The sequence below is a fragment of the Streptococcus sp. CF10-1 genome (assembly GCF_024295825.1).
Taxonomy (GTDB): domain Bacteria; phylum Bacillota; class Bacilli; order Lactobacillales; family Streptococcaceae; genus Streptococcus.
Genome location: NZ_JANCPQ010000002.1, coordinates 218,053 through 238,844, shown reverse-complemented (window position 1 = coordinate 238,844; position 20,792 = coordinate 218,053). Strand labels below are relative to the sequence as shown.

The following is a 20,792-nucleotide window of genomic DNA, read 5'->3' as shown; positions in this document are numbered from 1 at the left end:
TCCTTTTTTTATCCTACCTATTTTATCACAATTTCTAAGATTTTTATAGTATCATGAGCAATTCTTTGAAAAAAATTAAACCGTTAAAAATTCCTCTAAGTCGGTAAGAGCACGCTCTGCAATTTTTTCATAACGAGCTTTTTTATCACGGATACGCTCGCCATCCAATTCCTTGATAATCCCAAAATTGACATTCATTGGTTGGAAATGTTTGCTATCAGCGTGAGTGATGTAATGAGCTAGACTTCCGATCGCTGTGGTCTCTGGGAAGATAGCTTCACTTTCACCCTTGAAGAGTCGAGCCGCGTTAATACCTGCAACCAAGCCTGAGGCTGCTGACTCAACATAGCCTTCCACACCCGTCATTTGACCAGCAAAGAAGAGGTTGGGTTGTTTCTTAGAACGATAAGTCTGTTCAAGAAGATTTGGTGAATCCATGTAAGAATTACGGTGCATGACCCCATAACGAACAAACTCCGCATTTTCAAGACCTGGAATCATTTGGAAGACACGCTTTTGTTCTCCCCATTTGAGGTGGGTTTGGAAACCGACGATATTGTAGAGACTACCAGCCGCATTATCCTGACGAAGCTGGACAACTGCATAAGGAGTTTTAAACTCTCCGTCACGAGGGCCTGTGTAATCGTCTGGATACTCCAGACCAACTGGCTTCATAGGACCATAAAGCATGGTTTTAATGCCACGCTTGGCCATGACTTCGATAGGCATACATCCTTCAAAGTACTTTTCTTTTTCGAAGGAATTCAGCGGTGCTTCTTCCGCATTGACCAAGGCTTCATGGAAATCCATAAATTCTTGCTTGGTCATTGGAGCATTGAGGTAGGCCGCCTCTCCCTTGTCATAACGAGACTTGAGATAGACCTTGCTCATATCAATGGTGTTGACGTCAATAATAGGCGCTGCCGCATCGTAGAAATAGAAACCATCGCCGTCATTAAGGGCATGAATCTTTTCAGCTAGTGCATCGCTGGTCAAAGGACCAGTAGCGACAACTGTAATAACATCAGTTGGTAATTCTGTAATTTCATCACGCACCACTTCAATCAAGGGGTGGTTGGCTACTTTCTCGGTCACCATTTGAGAGAAACCATCGCGGTCCACCGCAAGGGCACCGCCTGCAGGAACACGTGTAGCCTCAGCAGACTCCAAGATGACAGAACCCAAGCGGCGCATTTCTTCCTTGAGGAGTCCAACGGCATTTGTCAAAGCATCCCCACGTAGGGAATTGGAACAAACTAACTCAGCAAAATTGTCTGTTTTGTGCTGGGGTGTTGACTTGACCCCACGCATTTCATAGAGTTTAACTGGAATACCACGTTCTGCGATTTGGTAGGCTGCTTCAGAACCTGCCAAACCTGCTCCGATAACATTGATATAAGATTGAGACACGACACTAATACCTCTTTGGGTGGAAACTAAGTCCAAATAAAAACAAGCTACTAGACTATTTGACACCCACAAATCTTTCTAATTTTTCTTCTACTAGTATAACAAAAAAAGGGAAGAAGGAAAACTTCCCTGTTTAGTCATTTTCTTGATTTTCTTCCCAGTCGTGGTAGGCAGCGTAGAGCTGACTTTTGTTCCACTGGTAGAGTTTCGCAACTTCCTTAATAGCTTGATTTTTCTTCATGCCTTCTTGGATACGAGCTTGGATTTCTAAGAACAAGTCCTCCTCGTCCTTGTCTTCCACATCCTGACTGGCGCCTTCAACGATGAGAAGGCATTCACCCTTGAGTGGTGTTTCAGCAATACTTTCTAGTAGCTCTGAAATCTTTCCTCGTTGGTATTCTTCATAGATTTTGGTCAATTCCCTGACCAAGACTACCGAGCGGTCACCGTAGACTTCTAGCATATTTTCTAACGTATCCGCTACACGGTGGGGCGATTCATAGAAAACCTGAGTTTCTGGATAATTTTTTTTCAAGTCGAAAAATTGCTTTTGCTGGCCTGATTTTCTTGGTAAGAAACCGTAAAAGATATGTGGCTGTGGCGCTAAACCACTGGCAATCAGGGCAGAAATCCCTGCAGAGGCACCCGGAACTGTGACAACTGCAATCTCTTCCTCAATAGCTGCCTTGACCAAATCATGCCCAGGGTCCGAGATACTAGGCAGACCCGCGTCAGAAACCTGAGCAATACTTTGCCCCGCCTTCAGAAAACCAATCAAATCAGGAATCTTTTCCTTGGCATTGTGCTCGTGAAAACTGATCTGCTTTGTCTGAATGTCAAAATGCTTGAGCAAAAGCCCGGTATTACGGGTGTCCTCAGCAGCAATCCAGTCCACTTCTTTTAGAGTCTGGATGGCACGAAAAGTCATATCGTCTAGATTGCCAATCGGCGTTGCTACTAGGTAAAGCTTGCCATAGGGAGATTGTCCCTTAAAACTTTTTTGAATCTGCATGCCTACTCCCTGTATAACAACTCGTCACAGAACATACATTCTTCGTCCTGCTCTCGGCGTTGTCCATAAAAATCATTACATACGTGAAACCCGTCTTTATAGATTCGGCGGACGCTTTCACGAACGTGCTTGGCCTTAACGGGGGTATCTGCTTCCACCTCGCCCAAGCGTTCGCGCAACTTACTATTTTCCAAGCGAAGAGCTGTATTTTCCTCTACCAGGCTCTTGAGATTTTTCTTGATGGCTTCTACATCGGCCAAGGTCACCAATAACTGTTGAGAAAAATCGTCTAGCGCGTCAAATAATTCTTTTTTGTCCATAAACCAGCCCTTTCCTTTCTTTATCCTTCATTTTGAGTTTATATTTCTTTCAAGACCAGGTATTCCATGGCGTTTTGAAAGCTAACATTGGCTTGCCACATTTTTCTAGCTTCTAGCAAATCTTGTAAAATCTGTCGAATCCTTGCTTGTAAGAGATCCTGCCCACAGAGAACTTCGAGGATTCGCAAAACCTGATCTTGTTTTTCCTTGTCATCTGCCAAGTTGGCTAATTTAGCAACTTGGAGATAACTTTCTTTTTTCTTAGCTAATAACCAGGTCAGCAGGCGTTCGCTCTCATCGACCAAGGTCCAAAAACTAGCCTGATTGATCAACTTTTCAGCTTCAGCACGCGATTGACTAAACTGAGCTAAAAGAGTCGCTTTTTTCTTAACGAGACCTGCTTGTTCTAATTGATGGATGAGCTTTCCTTCTTGCTTTTTAAAATGGAAAATCTGAGTCCGACTACGGATGGTTGGCAAGATCTTTTCTTCATCGCTGGTCAAGAAGAAAATGTAAACCTCACTCTGAGGTTCTTCGATGACCTTGAGCAGAGAGTTAGCTGCGTTGGGATGCATTTTCTCCGCCTGCTCGATGATAAAGACCTGTTGCTGGCTTTCAATCCCTGCTTGGGAAAACTGACCCACCAACTCCCGAATCCGTTCTGTCTTAATGACCTGATTAACAGGCTTAATCAAGGTAACATCGGGAAATTCTTCCTGTTCAATCAGCTTACAGTTTCGGCATTTCTCACATGGTAAAACGCCTACCTTATCCCTACAAAAGAGGCTCTTAGCCAAAAACTGCGCCATTTCCAAGCTTCCAAAGAAACCCGAAAAGAGATAGGCGTGATTGAGCTGGTCTTGTTCTAAAATACGGACAAAGCGGTCAAACTGGGCTGGTTGCCAATCCTTTAGTTTATCTTGTTTCATTTAGCCAAGCCCATTCTGTCAAACAAGACAGCCTTGGTCGTTTCCACAACTTGTTCCAAGGGAAGACTCGCATCAATCTTGACAATGCGATTTCCTTCTTTGTCCAGAAGAGAAAGGTAACCTTGACGAACTTTCTTGTGCAAGTCCAAACCTTCCATGTCCAAACGATTGACCTCGCGGTCACTATTGGCAGCAATGCGAGCCAGCCCGTCTTCCACCTCGATGTCAAAATAGAGTGTCAAATCGGGTTTAAGGTCATCTGTCGCAAAGTGATTGAGCCAATCAATGGAGTCAATATCCAAGCCACGACCAAATCCCTGATATGCAACGGAACTATCAATGAAGCGGTCCATAATGACCAACTGGCCAGCTTCAAGGGCTGGAAGAACTTTTTCCACCAAGTGCTGTCTGCGACTGGCGATATAGAGAAGAAGCTCTGTTTTAGGATCCATCTGCGTATGACTTGGATCCAAAATTACTTGACGAATCTTCTCCCCAATCAAGACTCCACCTGGCTCACGGGTCGTCAGCACCTCTACTCCTTTTTCCTCTAAAATTGGGAGTAGAGCCTCTAAAACACTGGTCTTTCCTGCTCCCTCTGGTCCCTCAAGAGAGACTAAAAATCCTTTTGACATGTCTAACTCATTTCTTTTTTTCTACCTTCTATTCTATCAAAAAAATAGATTTTTGTGACAATCTTTTTGTGCCTTCTCCATTCAATCGACCATAAAAGAGGCTGGGAGTCATCCAACCTCTTATTTACCTAGTTCTTGTGTTCGTTTGTAGGCTTGCTGAACTGCGTCCATGACTGTGCCTCTAAAGGCATGTTCTTCCAGACTTGCTACACCAGCGATAGTCGAACCACCTGGACTGCAAACTTGGTCTTTCAAAACTCCAGGATGTTGCTGACTTTCCAGAACCATTTGTCCAGCTCCAACTACTGTTTGGGCTGCCATTTTCAAAGCCGTTTCTCGTGGCAATCCTGACTGAACACCTGCATCTGCCAAAGCCTCGATAAAGAGGTAGACAAAGGCTGGCCCACAACCTGCAAGACCTGTCGCTGCATCGATTAAGCCATCTCCAAACTCAACCAATAGACCCGCATTGGCTAATAACTGACAAAAGAGCTCCCTGTCCTCAGCAAGACAGTTTGCTGACATGGCATAACTAATCACTCCTTGGCCGATAGCCACTGGAGTATTGGGCATGATGCGAATAATCCGGTGTTGACTTGGCAGAAGACTCGCTAGTTTTTCCAAGGTCAATCCAGCCGCCATGGAAATCAAAAGAAGACTCTCTCGTTTTTCAAGGATGGTCTGGTATTGAGAAAGCAGTTCAGAAAACTGAGCAGGCTTAACACCTAGAAAAATCACATCTGCTTCTGCGAAGATTTCGTCATTGCTGGAAGCCTGACCACCAAAGTTGGCAATGAAAGCATCTACTTTTGCTTGACTACGATTGGCAAGGAGAATCTGAGCACCCGTCTTGGCCTGCACAACAGCCTTAGCCAAACTAGCTCCCATATTCCCCAAACCGATAAATCCAATCTTCATCTCTTACTCCCTTATCTGTCCGTTACCAGTAACCACATACTTGTAGCTGGTCAACTCTTTCAAGCCCATAGGGCCACGCGCATGCAGTTTCTGAGTAGAAATTCCCATCTCACATCCAAGACCAAATTGCCCACCATCAGTGAAACGCGTTGAGGCATTGACATAAACCGCTGCTGAATCTACTTGATCTGTAAAGTAAGTTGCAGCTTCAGCATTTTCCGTCACAATGGCATCCGAATGATGGGTACTGTGGGCTTCAATATGCGCAACCGCTTCTTCTAGACTGCTCACAACCTTAATAGCTAGGACATAGTCTAAAAACTCGGTGTCAAAGTCTTGTGCCTCAGCCAATCGACCTGAAAGAAACTGACTTGCTTTGCTATCCAAGCGGAATTGAATTGGTTCCAGTCCAGCTTCTTTCCGACTTGTAACAAGAACTTGCTCCAAGCGAGGAAGGAAATCCGCTGCCTTGTCTTCATGAACCAGTAAAACTTCCATAGCATTGCAGACAGAAGGACGACTGGTTTTAGCATTGTTGATAATAGACAGAGCCTTGTCTTCATCGGCATCCTTGTCCACATAAACATGGACAATCCCGGTTCCCGTCTCGATAACAGGTACGATAGCATTTTCAACCACCGCATTGATCAAGCCAGCTCCTCCACGAGGAATAAGAAGGTCTAGATAACCCTTGGCCTTCATCATGGCATAGCTACTTTCTCGACTGGTATCTTCCACTAGTTGAATCACCTCTGGATGAATGGTAGTCGTCTCCAAGCCCTTCTTCAAGGCTGTGACAATAGCATGGGCAGTTTGATAGGCATCTTTGCCACTACGAAGAACGACTGCATTACCACTCTTGAGAGCCAAAGCAGCCGCATCCGACGTCACATTTGGACGGCTTTCATAGATAATACCGATAACCCCCATGGCCACACGTTTTTTGGTGATAACCAAGCCATTTTCAAGATGACTTGTCTCTAGGACTTCACCAATGGGATCTGGTAAAGCAACTACTTCACGAATCCCTCTTGCCATCGCTTGGATTCGACCTGCATCCAAATAAAGACGATCCAGCATGACATCTGAGATTTTACCCTTAGCCGCTTCCATATCGAGGGCATTGGCCTCTAGAATCTCCTCAGTAGCTGCCAATAAATGATCTGCCATAGCTAGCAAGGCTTGATTTTTCACTGTTTCACTAGCAGTATTGATTGATTTCTTAACAGCCTGTACCTGTTCAAATTGTTCTTGTGTCCTTACCATCGTTCACCTCTAAAATTCTGTAAAGAGCAGCTGGATTTCAGGAGTGATGGAAATCCAGTCATCACGGTGAATCAAGACTCCCTTAGCTTTTTGAGAACGGAGCATATCTTCTAGAGCTGAGACACCAAATTGAACACGTCCCTTTCCAAGAGATTGACCTGTTTCTTTATCTACTACTGTTACAATATCGTTGTAAGAGAAGTTTCCTTCCACTTCTACCACACCCGATAAAAGGAGACTTTTCCCGTTTTTTGAAAGTGCCTCTGCAGCTCCACCATCTACCCAAATCGTTCCCTGGCTTTGAGCATAGAAGGCCAGCCATTGTTTCTGGGTACGAAGTCCCTTCTCTTGCGCAACAAAGAAGGAACCATCCTTGGTCTCCTCCGCTGCCTCAATCAGGGCATCAGATTTCAAGGAGGAGCAAATATAGACTGGCACACCTGATTCCGTCGCAATAGTTGCAGCCTTGATTTTTGTTAGCATGCCCCCAGTACCGTTTGACGAACCTGCTCCACCAGCCATATCAATAATCTCACGATTGATAGTCTCGATTTTCTCCAAACGTTTGGCTGTTGGATCTGAGTTGGGATTTCCAGTATAGAGACCGTCCACATCGGTCAAGAGAACTAAAAGGTCTGCTTGAACCATCGCCGCTACCTGGGCACTCAGAGTGTCATTGTCTCCGACCTTGAGCTCATCAATAACGACACTGTCATTCTCGTTGATGATGGGGATTGCACCACGATGAAGCAATACAGACAAGGCCTGATGGGCATTCTTATAACGACGTTTATCTACAAAATCATCCTGGGTCAGCAAGATTTGTGCAGAAACGATTTGACGCATGAGGAGGTTGGTTGTATATTCCTCCAACAAAAGTCCCTGACCAACTGCAGCTGAAGCTTGTTTATCTGCAATCTTGGTCGGACGTTTTTTAAAACCCAAAGCTCCAAATCCAGCGGCTACTGCCCCAGATGACACTAACATCAACTCATGTCCAGCCTCATGCAGCATAGCCAATTGCTGGGTAATTGCCTTTACTTTACTTCTTGATAAACTCCCGTCTTCGTTTGTTAAGGAGGAGGTCCCTACCTTAAAGACGATTCGTTTGTACTTCATATTCTCACTCCGATTCTTCATATTTATCCATTATAACATGAATACTTTAAAATAGAAAAGACTTGAAATAAAAAGGTTGAGACAGTCATCTCAACTCTTTTATCTATTCTCAGCTTTACGCAATCTTTCCAGCGTTTCCTTAAAAATCTCTGGAATATCTGCTGTGAACTCCAAGGTTTCACCTGTTCTCGGATGGGTAAAACCTAGAGTCTTAGCATGGAGAAACTGTCCATGTCCTTTCAAAGTCTTACGAGGACCATAGACTTCATCACCAGCGACTGGATGGCCAATATAAGCCATATGAACACGGATTTGGTGAGTACGCCCTGTTTCCAGTTGCAACTCTAGCAAACTATAATCTCCAAAGCGTTCCAAGACATGGAAACGAGTCATTGCTGGCTTCCCTTTAGCAGTCACAGCCTGTTTCTTACGGTCTTTTTCACTACGACCAATCGGAGCTTCAATCACACCACGATCATTTGGCAGATTACCGTGAACAATTGCCCAGTATTTACGGAGAGACTTCTTGTCCTTGAGTTCTTGCGCGAGTGCTAAGTGGGCCTCATCATTCTTAGCAATCATGAGGAGACCCGACGTGTCCTTGTCAATGCGGTGAACGATACCCGGCCGGAGAACACCATTGATACCTGACAAGTCCTTGATATGGTACATGAGGGCATTGACCAAGGTTCCGCTAGTATGACCAGCACTCGGATGCACCACCATTCCCTGAGGTTTGTTAACAACGGCCACATCCTCATCTTGGTAAATGATTTCTAGCGGAAGATTCTCAGCCACATACTCTAAAACCTCCGGTTCTGGCACATGGTAAGTGACCACATCGCCCTCTTGGACAGTGTATTTGGCTTTCTTGGCTTGCCCATTAACCAAAACTTGTCCAGCCTTGATTTGTTCATTCGCGAGACTGCGTGACAATTCTGTCAGGTCCGACAGAGCCTTGTCTAGACGTTGCCCACCAGTTTCAATTTTTATTTCCATTTACTTCCTCTTTAAGCATTGCAATCAATAGAACAATGACACCAACTGTCAAATAACTGTCAGCAACATTGAAAATCGCAAAGTTGATAAAGTCTAGGTGAAACATATCCACCACAAAACCTTGACTCATTCTGTCAATAAAGTTGCCCAGACCTCCAGCGATTATCAAGGTCAGTCCGAAAACTAGCCAGAGAGAATCCTCCATGTGTTTATGTAGATACCAAATGGCACCTGCCATGACGACCAGTGTAATAACAGCAAAAAACCACTGCTGGTCTTGCAGCATGGAGAAGGCTGCCCCTCTATTTTGCAGATAGGTCAAGCTAACGAGATTGGGAATCCACGAACGCACTTCACCTAGTGGAATCTGCTGGACAACATAATTTTTGACCAACTGATCCAGCCCAATCAAAAGCAGTACAATGACTGCTACTATTCCTCTTTTTTTCATGATTTCCTCTTTTGATCAAAATATTCTTGCATAACCTCAACGAAAAGAGTCCCAGCTTGGCTAAGCTCCACCTCTTCCCGTTTGACATAGACCATGCGGTTATCTAGATTATCCTTGAGACGAATGACTGTGATTCCATTGACACTGTCACTATCTAAAAATCCAGATCCAGTCGCGTAAGCATCCGTCCGCTCCAAAATACCATTCAAAGTAGCACGGTCGGTCACATTGAACATCTGGGAGCTCGCGCTGGTGTCGACAAAGTTCTCTGAATAGTATAGATACTCATCCTTTTCCTGAGTAAAACGAACTGTTGGTAAATCCGCTAAATCCTCCATGACCAATTCCTCTTTCTGTGCTAAAGGATGCCCTTCACGAAGATAAATGTGAGTCTGGAAAGGAATTAGTTCAATAACTTCTAAACCAAGCTTTTCAACCCGTTGCATGATGCCCTTTTTATTTTGGTTGTTGAGGTAGATAATCCCAATCTCACTGTGTCCTTGCGCCACTTCGTCTAATATTTGAACTGTGGTAGATTCAAAAATACGAAAGTTCTTATAATCAGGATAACGCTCTGAAAAGGCCGTAATGGTTGGTGGCAAGAAGTCATAGTGCTGGCTGGCAATGGAAAATTCATCCTTTTCTTCCTCAGGATTGGCATACTGATTTTGAAAAACATCAAAGCCTTTGACCAACTCTTGCGCTTTCTCATAAAATTCCATACCACGACGGGTCAAAAACGTTCCCGAACTCGTCCGACGGAAAATTTTAAAGCCTAACTCTTTTTCCAAATCGCGCACAGAAATAGATAGACTTGGCTGACTAACATACATCTTTTCAGCAGCTTCACGGAAAGTACCACTATTGGCAATGGCCACAACATAGCGTAATTGTTGAATGTTCATCTTTTACCCCCAACTTCTCTATCTGTTCATTATACCATATTTCAGAATTTTTCCAAAAAAGAAAAAAGGGTCCATCGCAAGTTTAAATCTAACTATTCTCTATTAAATTCAAAATGGGTATCAAAACAAAAAAATAGGCTCTCCGAAAACTCGGAAAGCCTTATTTTATGCTACTTCTAGCTTCCTCGCCTTTTCATTTTAAGGCTCGGGATAAAAAGATTCACTGGACCTTTTTATTTTGCGATTGGGTAAACAGAAACCTGCTTCTTATCGCGACCTTTACGTTCAAAGCGTACTACGCCTTCAACTTTAGCGAACAAAGTATCGTCTCCACCACGTCCAACGTTTACACCTGGATAGATGTGTGTACCACGTTGACGGTAAAGGATTGATCCACCTGTTACAGTTTGTCCGTCAGCTGCTTTAGCTCCAAGACGTTTCGCTTGTGAATCACGTCCGTTTGATGTAGAACCTCCACCTTTTTTGTGGGCGAAAAGTTGCAAGTTGTTAAGAGTCATTTTTAACATAATGTTTTCCTCCGTGTTAGTTTTCTGTGATAACTCTGGTTTGGACGAACTCAGAAGAGTTCTCCGATAAGTTTGCCATACCTAAGAAAAATGATTCGAAGAATAATTGGGTCATTTCTCTCTGGTGTGAAGGAAGATCCGCTGGTATTTCAACCTTTAGATAACCACCTTCATCTTCGTTTAATTCTAAGATTGGTTCATAGCCTGCAAATTTCTCAATGGAATTTATAAAGTTAATGGCAAGCGTAGAAACCGATGCACACACGACATCTAAGCCGTATTCGCCACTTTCGGCGTGTCCAGTAATTTCCGCACTCCTCAGCTCGCCATCTTCGGCTCTCTCAAAGACTGCTTGTATCATGTGTTCTCCTTAAAAATTAAGCGTTGATCGCGTTGATGACAACTTTTGTATATGGTTGACGGTGACCTTGTTTGCGGTGGCTACCTTTTTTAGGTTTGTACTTGTAAGTAACAACTTTCTTTTGTTTTCCTTGTTTTTCAACAGTTCCAACTACAGTAGCTCCAGCAACAAGTGGAGTTCCGACAACAGTGTTTTCACCACCAACAAGAACAACTTCGTTAAAAGTAACTTCTTGACCAGCTTCAACGTTCAATTTTTCAACGTAAACTGCTTGACCAACTTCAACTTTAACTTGTTTTCCGCCAGTTTTGATAATTGCGTATGTGCTCATTATGCACCTCCTATGATTTTTAGGGTTTCCCCGTATTTTTGTGAAGACTCGCCTAGCATCGTGGGACGAACCACTTTATACTCACTATGTGAGCAACGATGTTCGTGCGGTTGCACAGGATTGTGCATAGTCAACTCTTAAAGTATAGCATATCTTCTTTTTTCTTACAAGCGAAATCAATCAAATTTAAGCTTTTTCTTTCCCTTTTTTTCTCCAAGAAGCAAAAAGCATACTGAAGTAAAAGATACTCATCATAAGAGGAACACCTAGAATTGTCTTTTCCTAATAATAAATCGTCAAATAAGCTGAAAAAACAACTCCGAAGACAAAACTGCTAAGCAAGCTAACAAAAATCAAGCCCTCTCGTAGGAAAGGCGTATGCTTGGTCCGGAAATAGTCTCCAAAAGCTAACATGGTACGTTTGATATTCCCCGTCATAAAAGCATTATTATAGGCAATACCTGACACTTCTCCAAAAGCAGTTGTCACCAGTCCCATACAAAAGGCCAAGGGCGGTACGAGATAGATATTATCAACCGTTTGCGGCACAAAGCCTATAATTAGGGACAGGACTGCAAGTGGAATCAAGGACAAAATCGGCTTTTTAACAATTCGTAGTTTTTCCTTATACAATGTCAGAAAAAAGACACCCATCATAAAGGAAAACAAGGTCATTACTTTGGCACTGGCGTCCGATACATTCTGCTGAATGAGTCCTACAGAAAGAAAAACCACATTCCCAGTTTGTCCAGCCACAAGGGTATTTCCTCGCACGATAAAGGTATAGGCATCGACATACCCTGCACAAAAAGTCAAAAAAAGCGCTAGTCTCTTAGACTGACGTGATATTTTTCTTATTGGTAATAATCTCATCTTCTCCCCCGTCTCATTTCATCTACTTATCTAAATATTGTACCACTTTCTCCAAGAAATTCGTAGCCCATTTGAAATTTTTACCATCTGTTGGATAGTCCTTCTTTTCTATGTTATAATGAAGGAAGGAATTGAAATCGGAAAAGGAGTATTTATGCTTAAATTAGGTGTTATCGGAACAGGTGTTATTACCCATCATTTCATTGAAGCAGCCCATGCTAGTGGAGAATACCAGCTGGTTGCAGTCTATTCTAGAAAACTAGAAACTGCTGCATCCTTCGCTTCTCGCTATCAGGATATCCAACTCTTTGATCAATTAGAAGACTTCTTTAAGTCTTCCTTTGATGTGGTCTATATCGCCAGTCCAAACTCCTTGCATTTTGTTCAAGCCAAGGCTGCCTTGTCTGCTGGCAAGCACGTCATTCTTGAAAAGCCAGCTGTCACTCAGTCACAAGAATGGCTAGACTTGAGGCAAGCAGCTAAGAAAAATAATTGTTTTATCTTTGAGGCAGCACGAAACTACCACGAGGAAGCCTTTACTACTATCAAGAATTTTTTGGCAGACAAGCAAGTTTTGGGAGCTGATTTCAATTATGCCAAGTATTCTTCCAAGATGCCTGACTTATTGGCTGGACAGACGCCAAATGTCTTTTCAGATCGTTTTGCTGGTGGAGCCCTTATGGATTTGGGGATTTATCCTCTCTATGCTGCCGTTCTCCTCTTTGGAAAGTCTCAGGACGCGACTTATCAGGCTAAACAGCTTAACAATAGCATTGACCTAAATGGAGATGGTATCCTCTTCTACCCTAACTTTCAAGTTCATATCAAGGCTGGGAAAAACATCACTTCCAATCTTCCTTGTGAGATTTACACAGCAGATGGAACCTTGACCCTCAACACGATTGAGCATATCCGCTCAGCTATTTTTACCGACCGCCAAGGAAATCAAGTTCAGCTCCCTATCCAACAGGCTCCTCATACGATGACTGAGGAAGTCGCTGCATTCGCACAGATGATCCAGCAACCAGACCAGACGCTTTACCTGACTTGGCTGGATGATGCAGGCTCTGTTCATGATTTACTCTATACCATGCGCCAGACTGCTGGCATTAGATTTGAGGCAGAAAAATGAAAACCAAACTACCCACTGAATGGCAAGAACTGAGCGACCAACTCAGTTTCCAAGAATTTACCCCCATTCAAACTCAACTATTTGAGCCCCTTCTTGCTGGAGAAAACCTCCTGGGAGTAAGCCCAACAGGAACTGGTAAGACCCTCGCTTACCTCCTACCAAGCCTTCTCAGACTACAAAAGAAAAAAGCCCAACAGCTCTTGATTCTAGCACCAAATACAGAACTAGCTGGACAGATTTTTGATGTATGTAAAACGTGGTCAGAGGCTATCGGCTTAACTGCTCAGCTCTTCTTATCAGGTTCGAGTCAGAAACGCCAGATTGAACGACTCAAAAAAGGACCAGAAATTCTGATTGGAACCCCTGGCCGTATCTTTGAGTTGATTAAATTAAAAAAAATCAAGATGATGAATGTGGAAACCATCATCCTGGATGAATTTGACCAATTACTCGATGATTCTCAGATTCACTTTGTTGAGAAAATCACTCACTACGCACCTCGTGACCACCAACTCGTCTACATGAGTGCGACGACCAAGTTTGACCAAGAGAAGATTGCACCAAACACGCGCACCATTGATCTCTCTGATCAAAAACTGGACAACATCCAACACTTCTATATGCAGGTAGACCAACGTCACCGTGTGGATATGCTACGAAAACTAGCTCATGTTGAGGATTTCCGTGGTCTGGTCTTCTTTAACAGCTTGTCAGATCTTGGAAGTGCGGAGGAAAAACTACAGTATCGGGATATCTTAGCTGTTTCCCTCGCTAGCGATGTCAATGTAAAATATCGAAAAGTCATCTTAGAAAAGTTTAAAGATAAGCAACTAACCCTGCTCCTTGCAACTGACCTTCTGGCTCGTGGAATTGATATCGATAGCCTAGAATGCGTCGTAAACTTTGATATTCCTAGAGATATGGAAACCTATACCCACCGCGCTGGCCGTACAGGTCGCATGGGCAAAGAGGGCTATGTTATCACTCTGGTAACCCATCCTGAAGAACTGAAAAAACTCAAGAAATTCGCAAGTGTACGTGAAATTGTCCTAAAAAATCAAGAACTCTATATCAAATAAGGTTGGCATTCGCCAACCTTTTTCTTATCCCCAAGTAATTTCTAATTGATAGCTGGCAAAGGGTTGTCCCTCTTGATTTTGCAGTTGATAGGCGAGTTCAATCTTTTGCCCATCCAGTTTGTAGTGACTCGTTTGAATGATAAACTCCTGCATCCCCATTGGTGTAGGAATATAGGCCAAACTATCACTATCCTTGAGAAAACGCATAATGGTCTTCGGATTGGAAAAACGGGTCATCACCAGTTCTTGACCATGGAATTTAATAACTACTTTTTCTTTTTCCTCATTATAAAAAAGCAGATAGCTATAATCGCCCTTTTCACGCACTTCCACGTCATAGAGTTGGTCAATGACTTCCAATTGTTCATCAAACTGAATCGTATTGCGCATCCGAATCTTCACATCAAATCCTCTTTCTTGTCTCTTGTCCTACTATTTTACCAAAAAGAGCAGGATTTTGCTATAATGGTCATATGAACGAAAAAGTATTCCGTGACCCAGTTCACAACTATATCCATGTCAATAATCAGGTCATCTATGACTTGATCAATACAAAGGAATTTCAACGTCTGCGCCGTATCAAACAGCTAGGAACTTCCAGCTATACTTTCCATGGTGGGGAGCACAGTCGCTTTTCCCACTGTCTAGGAGTCTATGAGATTGCTCGTCGTATCACGGAGATTTTTGAAGAAAAATATCCTGAAGAATGGGATCCTGCTGAGTCTCTTTTGACCATGACTGCTGCGCTCCTTCATGACCTCGGGCATGGTGCCTACTCTCATACTTTTGAACATCTCTTTGATACAGATCATGAGGCCATTACTCAGGAAATCATCCAAAGTCCTGAGACAGAGATTCACCAAGTCTTGTTACAAGTAGCGCCTGACTTTCCAAAAAAAGTTGCCAGTGTCATTGACCATACCTATCCTAACAAGCAGGTCGTACAGCTCATTTCCAGTCAGATTGATGCAGACCGCATGGACTATCTCTTGCGCGACTCCTATTTTACAGGAGCATCTTATGGGGAATTTGACCTGACTCGAATCCTCCGAGTCATTCGTCCTGTCGAAAATGGGATCGCCTTTCAGCGCAATGGCATGCACGCTATTGAAGACTATGTCCTCAGTCGCTACCAGATGTATATGCAGGTTTATTTCCACCCAGCAACTCGGGCCATGGAAGTCCTCCTACAGAATCTTCTCAAGCGCGCCAAGGAACTCTATCCTGAAGACAAGGACTTCTTTGCACGCACTTCTCCTCATTTGCTACCTTTTTTTGAAAAGAAAGTTACTCTATCTGACTATCTGGCACTTGATGACGGCGTGATGAATACCTACTTCCAACTCTGGATGACCAGTCCTGACAAGATACTAGCCGACTTGTCGCAACGTTTTGTCAACCGCAAGGTCTTTAAATCCATTACTTTTTCACAAGAAGACCAAGACCAACTCGCAACCATGAGACAACTGGTTGAAGAAATCGGTTTTGATCCAGACTACTATACTGCTATTCATAAGAACTTTGACCTCCCTTATGATATCTATCGTCCCGAATCTGAAAACCCACGGACACAGATTGAGATTCTACAGAAAAATGGAGAACTAGCAGAACTCTCTAGCCTGTCTCCTATCGTCCAATCCCTTGCTGGCAGTCGCCACGGAGATAATCGTTTTTATTTCCCAAAAGAAATGTTGGACCAAAACAGCATCTTCGCAAGCATTACCCAGCAATTTTTACACTTGATTGAGAACGATCATTTTACCCCAAATAAGAACGAATAGAGGAAATGTATGAGTATTAAACTAATTGCCGTCGATATCGATGGTACCCTAGTCAACAGTCAAAAGGAAATCACTCCGGAAGTCTTTTCTGCCATCCAAGATGCCAAACAAGCTGGCGTCAAGGTCGTTATTGCAACAGGTCGTCCCATTGCAGGCGTTGCAAAACTTCTGGACGACTTGCAGTTGAGAGACAAGGGCGACTATGTGGTAACCTTCAACGGTGCCCTTGTCCAAGAGACTGCTACTGGCCATGAGATTATCAGCGAATCCTTGACCTATGAGGATTATCTAGATATGGAATTTCTCAGTCGCAAGCTCGGTGTTCACATGCACGCTATTACCAAGGACGGTATCTATACTGCCAATCGCAATATCGGAAAATACACGGTGCACGAATCAACCCTCGTCAGCATGCCTATTTTCTACCGCACTCCAGAAGAAATGGCTGACAAGGAAATCGTCAAATGTATGTTTATTGATGAACCAGAAATTCTCGACGCTGCGATTGAAAAAATTCCAGCAGAATTTTACGAACGATACTCTATTAACAAATCTGCTCCTTTCTACCTCGAACTCCTTAAAAAGAATGTGGACAAGGGTTCAGCCATCACTCACTTAGCTGAAAAACTAGGATTGACCAAAGATGAAACCATGGCGATCGGTGACGAAGAAAATGACCGCGCCATGCTGGAAGTCGTGGGTAACCCCGTTGTTATGGAAAATGGAAATCCAGAACTCAAAAAAATCGCCAAATACATCACCAAAACAAACGACGAATCCGGCGTTGCCCATGCTATCCGTACGTGGGTACTGTAAAAAGGCAAGAATAGACGAAAACCGCTCAGGAGAGCGGTTTTTAGTATGAACATATCACAATGAGAGTAAATTAATAAATTGAATTGCAGTTGTACGTTACTTAAATCTTGAGAGTACAAAAATAGGTATTGCTTCCTTAATTGTGGCACTGTATTGTAATACATTACTTTCTTTATTTCCATATGTTATTTTCTTACAATCTCTTTTAATTTTTACGATAATTTCATATACAAAGTATAAATAGGAAAGTCTTTATATCTTTCTTTTGTCTCATTATCCAGTTTATTCCAAAATAAATCAGCTTGCGGTTTCGATTTTAATAACACTGATGAACCGAAACAAAGTTCATAGTTATCATTACTATTTACTAAAATATTGCTTAGAATCTCCATTTCTTTGCTGTTTAATTTACGAACTCTAGATTTTATTTGAAGGTCATTTATTATAGCCATCTCACTATTTTGGGAGTATTTTAAGTTCCAATTAGAAAGACATTGAGCCCAATTAAGTAACAACTCTCTTTTAGTCATATCTTCTGCCATGTCTGCAGCGATAACTATTTTTAAAATAGTACGGTCAGCGCCTTCATATTTCAGCTTATTATCTACCAATCTTTGATATGAGGCAATAACTGAATCAATTTTACAATTATCAATTTTTAGCCAATCGTTTGGTTCAAATACTTCAAAAATTGAAATGTCTAAATAATCTTCATCTTCAGTTTCTCCTTCCCGGCACCAAGGAGTTTCAGTAAAAATGTCTATCATAGTTCCATTTTTATCTGACAAAAAACTATATAAAGTTATAATGTGGATGTTAGCAATATTTAGGTGAAGTAATTTCGATTCATTATAATTTAAAGCAACTTTCTTTTTTAAGACAAGACCTGAATAAAGAATATTTAGATTCCTTTGAGATTGTTTATCAAAGCAAGATAAATCAACATCTTTTTGTATACCCATTTTTTTCATAAAGTTAGAAATTTTTAACAATCCCTTTATATCAGCCTCTAAATCAAATGAAGAAATATCCTTTATTGACCGTTCATCTAACTCTATTTTATTACCATTAAGGTTAAAATATCCGATTTTTCCTAGCTCTTGAAATACCTGAGTACACTTTATAGCTTTTGACAGCAAATCCGGCCTAGTATAGTTAAATTTGAATTGTTTCTTCTTTATATCAAAAGACATTGTAAAGCTTTCACCAAAATGAAGCTGTACACTCCCATCAGGAAAACGATGTCTTTTTACGTCTTGAAAAACATGATCGCCTATTTTTATAATTAAATCCGTTTCTTCTTCAGTTTCTACAATCTTAATTGTGTTTTCAAGAGGTATTTCTATGCCAGTTATAGGATCTAAATAATAAATAAAGAGATCATGTTCTTCCTGATAGTTAAAAATTTCTTCTTTTTCCTGACCATAGAAGTAGAACTTTAGAGTTTTATCATCAGAAATGTCCTCAACTGAAATACCTTCGACATTTATGAAACTATACTGCTTCTGACTATTGTTTATGAAATCCACTAACATTGGATACATTTTTTTATCATCCAGTTTAAAAATCTCTATGGAAAGTTTCTTCTTATTTGTAGATTTATTTTTTAGTTTACTCTTTCTGAGCAAATTCTTTATAGAAAGAGGAGGTAATGACTTATAGTAAATATCTCTTAAACCATTATCCTCATTCAACCAAACTACAAATAAAACTACTCCACCATTTGATTTATATAGTTCTAAATCTCTAGTATCTAATGAGAAGGATTTTAACACATCTTTTTTCTGTCTAGTGGTTTTAATCTGAACAGGTACTTTACCTAATATTTCCTCTTTCTTCTCACTCGGTGATTTAAGAACATGAATTTCTCCATCCCACACTGGAGTTTTATCATTTCTATCAAAATAAGATTGAAGTAACTCATGCTTATCTATAAATGTAGACAGATGTGAAACACCTAATGTCTCAATTTTTCTATTATTTGCCAAATCCGCACCTCGAAAAATAGCTCTATATACTTTATATTATAACATTAACAAAGAAAAACTTATATACTATAATTACAACTATTTAACTTAAACTGAATATTATAAACTTAAAAAATACTGTTCATTAATAATTACAAAATAAATAGACCAGTTTCCTGATCTACTTTATTCTATATTCATTGACTTTTGGTCACACTTTGGTCAAAAATTCCAAAAATACTAAGTTATTTTAAAAAACAAACTTGTGATGATTGCCTATAAACAAACATTTTGAATTTTCTTTGTCTTTCTTTACATTACTAAAAATGCCCCCTGCAGGAATCGAACCTGCAACTACTCCTTAGGAGGGAGTTGTTATATCCATTGAACTAAGGGAGCCAGAGAAAAACCCTGCTGGATGAGCAGAGTTTTTTAGTCGAATTAACGACGGATTTCTTTGATACGAGCTGCTTTACCTTGAAGTGCACGCAAGTAGTACAATTTCGCACGACGTACTTTACCGTAACGAACAACTTCGATCTTTTCAACACGTGGAGTGTGGATTGGGAAGATACGCTCAACACCTACACCGTTAGAGATTTTACGAACTGTGTAGTTTTCTGAGATGCCAGCACCTTTACGTGCAATAACAACACCTTCAAAAATCTGGATACGTTCACGGTTACCTTCGACAACTTTCGCGTGTACACGAACAGTGTCACCAGGACGGAATGATGGGATATCTGTACGAAGTTGACCTTCAGTCAAGCTTTGGATTAATGGATTCATTTTATTCTCCTATCTTTGTCAATCTTGAGGAACCTTCCTCAGCGGATAAACTGTATTTTTGTGCGTCCATTACACACAAGATACAGTTTACCAAATTTCCACCTAAAAGTAAAGAAATTTATAGCAGAATTCCTAAAAAAATCGCTAGAAAACCGCCTATATAAGTTAAGAGAAAATAGCTATAAAATACCTTCTTGTCACTGAATAGTCTTTGCAGCTCGTCATTCAGAGTTGAAAAGGTCGTCAACCCACCACAAAAACCTGTCGCTAGGATAGCATAGACTTCCTTGGACTCCACATGATTGTAGAGTAGGCCGATTAAAAAACAGCCGAGAAGATTGGCTATGAGAGTTCCTAGGGGCAATTTAGAAGCTTGATTATAGCGAGAAAAGAAATAACGAACCAAGGCTCCGAACCCGCAGGCGATTGCAAGATAAACGATTACCATTTCTTCCTCCCTAGAACATAAGCCAAGAGCAGACCTCCACCAATGCTCAAAAATAAGTAGATGCCTAAACTAAGATAACGCCCGGTATCGAGCAATTTCACGGCATCAAGCATTAGACTAGAAAAGGTTGTTAGCCCACCACAAAATCCTGTACCCAGCGCCAAAACCAAGCCTTTACTAGTTCCCTTATATACCAGATAGCCTTTTACCAGATAGACCAGGCAGATAATGCCCAGATAGTTGACAAGGAGGGTACCCCAAGGAAATTCTGGACTAGCTGGTAACCAAGTGGAAACTAGATAGCGGACAAGTCCGCCCACCATTGCAGCTAGAAAAATCCCTAGCGGATAAAATTGTTCTTTTTTCATTTGATGTTTTGATCCTGGTAATCACGCGAACGTTTGAGTATGTCAGAAAAAGTCGCAACAATAGTCTCCTGATAGCGCGTATCTTCCACTCGACTTTTGACTTTTTCAAAAATAACTTCTTCTCTCTTAGAGTCTAAGATTGGATTACCAGATGCTTTTTTATAAGCGACAACCCCTTCAACTAGGTGCATCCGTTCTTCTAGGAGCTTGACGATTTGATCGTCAATTTGATCAATTTCTTGGCGAATAATATCTAAGTTCATACAGTCTCCTCCTTTATTTGAATTATTGTATCAAAAAGCCTCTAAATAGGCTAGTAAAATCCCAAAAAAACTAATAAAAAAACGCACTGACTT

24 protein-coding genes, 1 tRNA gene, 2 pseudogenes and 1 other annotated feature are annotated in these 20,792 nt (G+C 41.6%); of the genes and pseudogenes, 5 read left to right on the top strand and 22 right to left on the bottom strand.

The window, feature by feature from the left end:
* Positions 1–75: 75 nt before the first annotated feature.
* From trmFO to NMM25_RS03525, 11 genes are all read right to left on the bottom strand, one after another.
* A complete protein-coding gene (gene trmFO, locus NMM25_RS03575) occupies positions 76–1,410 on the bottom strand; it encodes a methylenetetrahydrofolate--tRNA-(uracil(54)-C(5))-methyltransferase (FADH(2)-oxidizing) TrmFO (RefSeq protein ID WP_007518882.1) in 1,335 nt (444 codons plus the stop codon).
* 133 nt (positions 1,411–1,543) lie between these two features.
* A complete protein-coding gene (gene rsmI, locus NMM25_RS03570; protein ID WP_254735989.1) occupies positions 1,544–2,422 on the bottom strand; it encodes a 16S rRNA (cytidine(1402)-2'-O)-methyltransferase in 879 nt (292 codons plus the stop codon).
* Between the two features lie 2 nt (positions 2,423–2,424).
* On the bottom strand, positions 2,425–2,742 hold the full coding sequence (yabA, locus tag NMM25_RS03565; RefSeq protein ID WP_000358229.1) for a DNA replication initiation control protein YabA: 318 nt from the start codon (positions 2,740–2,742) through the stop codon (positions 2,425–2,427).
* A gap of 38 nt (positions 2,743–2,780) precedes the next feature.
* Positions 2,781–3,671, bottom strand: a complete 891-nt coding sequence (locus NMM25_RS03560; protein ID WP_254735988.1) for a DNA polymerase III subunit delta' — start codon at positions 3,669–3,671, stop codon at positions 2,781–2,783.
* The gene (gene tmk, locus NMM25_RS03555) at positions 3,668–4,306 is read right to left on the bottom strand and encodes a dTMP kinase (protein WP_254735987.1); all 639 of its coding nucleotides are present in this window, start codon (positions 4,304–4,306) and stop codon (positions 3,668–3,670) included. Before tmk ends, NMM25_RS03560 begins: the two co-directional genes overlap by 4 nt.
* A 120-nt stretch (positions 4,307–4,426) precedes the next feature.
* On the bottom strand, positions 4,427–5,224 hold the full coding sequence (gene proC, locus NMM25_RS03550; RefSeq protein ID WP_254735986.1) for a pyrroline-5-carboxylate reductase: 798 nt from the start codon (positions 5,222–5,224) through the stop codon (positions 4,427–4,429).
* A 3-nt stretch (positions 5,225–5,227) separates the two neighbouring features.
* The gene (locus NMM25_RS03545; protein WP_254735985.1) at positions 5,228–6,490 is read right to left on the bottom strand and encodes a glutamate-5-semialdehyde dehydrogenase; all 1,263 of its coding nucleotides are present in this window, start codon (positions 6,488–6,490) and stop codon (positions 5,228–5,230) included.
* A 9-nt stretch (positions 6,491–6,499) separates the two neighbouring features.
* A complete protein-coding gene (proB, locus tag NMM25_RS03540; RefSeq protein ID WP_254735984.1) occupies positions 6,500–7,609 on the bottom strand; it encodes a glutamate 5-kinase in 1,110 nt (369 codons plus the stop codon).
* 99 nt (positions 7,610–7,708) lie between these two features.
* A complete protein-coding gene (locus NMM25_RS03535) occupies positions 7,709–8,608 on the bottom strand; it encodes an RluA family pseudouridine synthase (RefSeq protein ID WP_254735983.1) in 900 nt (299 codons plus the stop codon).
* A complete protein-coding gene (lspA, locus tag NMM25_RS03530; protein WP_084875451.1) occupies positions 8,592–9,059 on the bottom strand; it encodes a signal peptidase II in 468 nt (155 codons plus the stop codon). The genes NMM25_RS03535 and lspA overlap by 17 nt, the downstream gene beginning before the upstream one ends.
* The gene (locus NMM25_RS03525; protein WP_001025717.1) at positions 9,056–9,964 is read right to left on the bottom strand and encodes a LysR family transcriptional regulator; all 909 of its coding nucleotides are present in this window, start codon (positions 9,962–9,964) and stop codon (positions 9,056–9,058) included. Before NMM25_RS03525 ends, lspA begins: the two co-directional genes overlap by 4 nt.
* On the opposite strand from NMM25_RS03525, the pseudogene NMM25_RS03520 reads away from it, so the two are divergent.
* Positions 9,957–10,031 (top strand): annotated as a pseudogene (locus NMM25_RS03520) (AraC family transcriptional regulator); the annotation flags it as partial. The gene NMM25_RS03525 and the pseudogene NMM25_RS03520 sit on opposite strands and share 8 nt — an antisense overlap.
* A 166-nt stretch (positions 10,032–10,197) precedes the next feature.
* On the opposite strand, the gene rpmA reads toward NMM25_RS03520, so the two are convergent.
* The 4 genes and pseudogenes from rpmA to NMM25_RS03500 form a co-directional block, all read right to left on the bottom strand.
* Positions 10,198–10,491: a 50S ribosomal protein L27 gene (gene rpmA / locus NMM25_RS03515; RefSeq protein ID WP_000916509.1), complete on the bottom strand. Its 294-nt coding sequence runs from the start codon at positions 10,489–10,491 to the stop codon at positions 10,198–10,200.
* Between the two features lie 16 nt (positions 10,492–10,507).
* Positions 10,508–10,852: a ribosomal-processing cysteine protease Prp gene (locus NMM25_RS03510; RefSeq protein ID WP_000613697.1), complete on the bottom strand. Its 345-nt coding sequence runs from the start codon at positions 10,850–10,852 to the stop codon at positions 10,508–10,510.
* Between the two features lie 16 nt (positions 10,853–10,868).
* Positions 10,869–11,183 carry a 50S ribosomal protein L21 gene (gene rplU / locus NMM25_RS03505; protein ID WP_000109141.1) on the bottom strand — a complete coding sequence of 105 codons (315 nt, stop codon included), beginning with the start codon at positions 11,181–11,183 and terminating at the stop codon, positions 10,869–10,871.
* A gap of 34 nt (positions 11,184–11,217) precedes the next feature.
* Positions 11,218–11,305, bottom strand: a sequence feature (ribosomal protein L21 leader region).
* A 64-nt stretch (positions 11,306–11,369) separates the two neighbouring features.
* Positions 11,370–12,056 (bottom strand): annotated as a pseudogene (locus NMM25_RS03500) (YoaK family protein).
* A gap of 154 nt (positions 12,057–12,210) precedes the next feature.
* On the opposite strand from NMM25_RS03500, the gene NMM25_RS03495 reads away from it, so the two are divergent.
* Together NMM25_RS03495 and NMM25_RS03490 are read left to right on the top strand one after the other, a co-directional pair.
* Entirely contained in the window at positions 12,211–13,188 is a 978-nt protein-coding gene (locus NMM25_RS03495) for a Gfo/Idh/MocA family protein (RefSeq protein ID WP_254735982.1), read from the top strand.
* On the top strand, positions 13,185–14,267 hold the full coding sequence (locus tag NMM25_RS03490; RefSeq protein ID WP_254735981.1) for a DEAD/DEAH box helicase: 1,083 nt from the start codon (positions 13,185–13,187) through the stop codon (positions 14,265–14,267). The genes NMM25_RS03495 and NMM25_RS03490 overlap by 4 nt, the downstream gene beginning before the upstream one ends.
* A 24-nt stretch (positions 14,268–14,291) precedes the next feature.
* Here the strand turns inward: NMM25_RS03490 and NMM25_RS03485 are convergent, their stop codons facing one another.
* Positions 14,292–14,669, bottom strand: coding sequence for a DUF1934 domain-containing protein (locus NMM25_RS03485; protein ID WP_254725203.1), 378 nt, complete (start codon positions 14,667–14,669; stop codon positions 14,292–14,294).
* A gap of 71 nt (positions 14,670–14,740) precedes the next feature.
* Here NMM25_RS03485 and NMM25_RS03480 point away from each other — a divergent pair, with 71 nt between their 5' ends.
* Entirely contained in the window at positions 14,741–16,048 is a 1,308-nt protein-coding gene (locus NMM25_RS03480) for an HD domain-containing protein (protein WP_042902410.1), read from the top strand.
* Between the two features lie 9 nt (positions 16,049–16,057).
* Positions 16,058–16,864 (top strand): sugar-phosphatase, encoded by an 807-nt coding sequence (yidA, locus tag NMM25_RS03475; protein ID WP_198459774.1) that lies wholly within the window; start codon positions 16,058–16,060, stop codon positions 16,862–16,864.
* 212 nt (positions 16,865–17,076) lie between these two features.
* On the opposite strand, the gene NMM25_RS03470 is transcribed toward yidA, so the two are convergent.
* The 6 genes from NMM25_RS03470 to NMM25_RS03445 form a co-directional block, all read right to left on the bottom strand.
* Entirely contained in the window at positions 17,077–18,852 is a 1,776-nt protein-coding gene (locus NMM25_RS03470; protein ID WP_254735980.1) for a DUF4365 domain-containing protein, read from the bottom strand.
* A gap of 306 nt (positions 18,853–19,158) precedes the next feature.
* A tRNA-Arg gene (locus NMM25_RS03465) sits at positions 19,159–19,230 on the bottom strand.
* Between the two features lie 42 nt (positions 19,231–19,272).
* On the bottom strand, positions 19,273–19,620 hold the full coding sequence (rplS, locus tag NMM25_RS03460; RefSeq protein ID WP_001068669.1) for a 50S ribosomal protein L19: 348 nt from the start codon (positions 19,618–19,620) through the stop codon (positions 19,273–19,275).
* Positions 19,621–19,738: 118 nt separating this feature from the next.
* Positions 19,739–20,068, bottom strand: coding sequence for a fluoride efflux transporter CrcB (gene crcB, locus NMM25_RS03455; RefSeq protein ID WP_254735979.1), 330 nt, complete (start codon positions 20,066–20,068; stop codon positions 19,739–19,741).
* Positions 20,062–20,436: a fluoride efflux transporter CrcB gene (gene crcB / locus NMM25_RS03450; protein WP_254735978.1), complete on the bottom strand. Its 375-nt coding sequence runs from the start codon at positions 20,434–20,436 to the stop codon at positions 20,062–20,064. Before crcB (NMM25_RS03450) ends, crcB (NMM25_RS03455) begins: the two co-directional genes overlap by 7 nt.
* Positions 20,433–20,699 (bottom strand): chorismate mutase, encoded by a 267-nt coding sequence (locus NMM25_RS03445; RefSeq protein ID WP_254735977.1) that lies wholly within the window; start codon positions 20,697–20,699, stop codon positions 20,433–20,435. Before NMM25_RS03445 ends, crcB (NMM25_RS03450) begins: the two co-directional genes overlap by 4 nt.
* Positions 20,700–20,792: the final 93 nt, after the last annotated feature.

Excerpts from the sequence above, each read along its gene's own strand:
- rsmI (WP_254735989.1), bottom strand. The coding sequence starts at position 2,422 with ATGCAGATTCAAAAAAGTTTTAAGGGACAATCTCCCTATGGCAAGCTT.
- yabA (WP_000358229.1), bottom strand. The coding sequence starts at position 2,742 with ATGGACAAAAAAGAATTATTTGACGCGCTAGACGATTTTTCTCAACAG.
- NMM25_RS03560 (WP_254735988.1), bottom strand. The coding sequence starts at position 3,671 with ATGAAACAAGATAAACTAAAGGATTGGCAACCAGCCCAGTTTGACCGC.
- tmk (WP_254735987.1), bottom strand. The coding sequence starts at position 4,306 with ATGTCAAAAGGATTTTTAGTCTCTCTTGAGGGACCAGAGGGAGCAGGA.
- proC (WP_254735986.1), bottom strand. The coding sequence starts at position 5,224 with ATGAAGATTGGATTTATCGGTTTGGGGAATATGGGAGCTAGTTTGGCT.
- NMM25_RS03545 (WP_254735985.1), bottom strand. The coding sequence starts at position 6,490 with ATGGTAAGGACACAAGAACAATTTGAACAGGTACAGGCTGTTAAGAAA.
- proB (WP_254735984.1), bottom strand. The coding sequence starts at position 7,609 with ATGAAGTACAAACGAATCGTCTTTAAGGTAGGGACCTCCTCCTTAACA.
- NMM25_RS03535 (WP_254735983.1), bottom strand. The coding sequence starts at position 8,608 with ATGGAAATAAAAATTGAAACTGGTGGGCAACGTCTAGACAAGGCTCTG.
- lspA (WP_084875451.1), bottom strand. The coding sequence starts at position 9,059 with ATGAAAAAAAGAGGAATAGTAGCAGTCATTGTACTGCTTTTGATTGGG.
- NMM25_RS03525 (WP_001025717.1), bottom strand. The coding sequence starts at position 9,964 with ATGAACATTCAACAATTACGCTATGTTGTGGCCATTGCCAATAGTGGT.
- rpmA (WP_000916509.1), bottom strand. The coding sequence starts at position 10,491 with ATGTTAAAAATGACTCTTAACAACTTGCAACTTTTCGCCCACAAAAAA.
- NMM25_RS03510 (WP_000613697.1), bottom strand. The coding sequence starts at position 10,852 with ATGATACAAGCAGTCTTTGAGAGAGCCGAAGATGGCGAGCTGAGGAGT.
- rplU (WP_000109141.1), bottom strand. The coding sequence starts at position 11,183 with ATGAGCACATACGCAATTATCAAAACTGGCGGAAAACAAGTTAAAGTT.
- NMM25_RS03495 (WP_254735982.1), top strand. The coding sequence starts at position 12,211 with ATGCTTAAATTAGGTGTTATCGGAACAGGTGTTATTACCCATCATTTC.
- NMM25_RS03490 (WP_254735981.1), top strand. The coding sequence starts at position 13,185 with ATGAAAACCAAACTACCCACTGAATGGCAAGAACTGAGCGACCAACTC.
- NMM25_RS03480 (WP_042902410.1), top strand. The coding sequence starts at position 14,741 with ATGAACGAAAAAGTATTCCGTGACCCAGTTCACAACTATATCCATGTC.
- yidA (WP_198459774.1), top strand. The coding sequence starts at position 16,058 with ATGAGTATTAAACTAATTGCCGTCGATATCGATGGTACCCTAGTCAAC.
- rplS (WP_001068669.1), bottom strand. The coding sequence starts at position 19,620 with ATGAATCCATTAATCCAAAGCTTGACTGAAGGTCAACTTCGTACAGAT.
- crcB (WP_254735979.1), bottom strand. The coding sequence starts at position 20,068 with ATGGTAATCGTTTATCTTGCAATCGCCTGCGGGTTCGGAGCCTTGGTT.
- crcB (WP_254735978.1), bottom strand. The coding sequence starts at position 20,436 with ATGAAAAAAGAACAATTTTATCCGCTAGGGATTTTTCTAGCTGCAATG.
- NMM25_RS03445 (WP_254735977.1), bottom strand. The coding sequence starts at position 20,699 with ATGAACTTAGATATTATTCGCCAAGAAATTGATCAAATTGACGATCAA.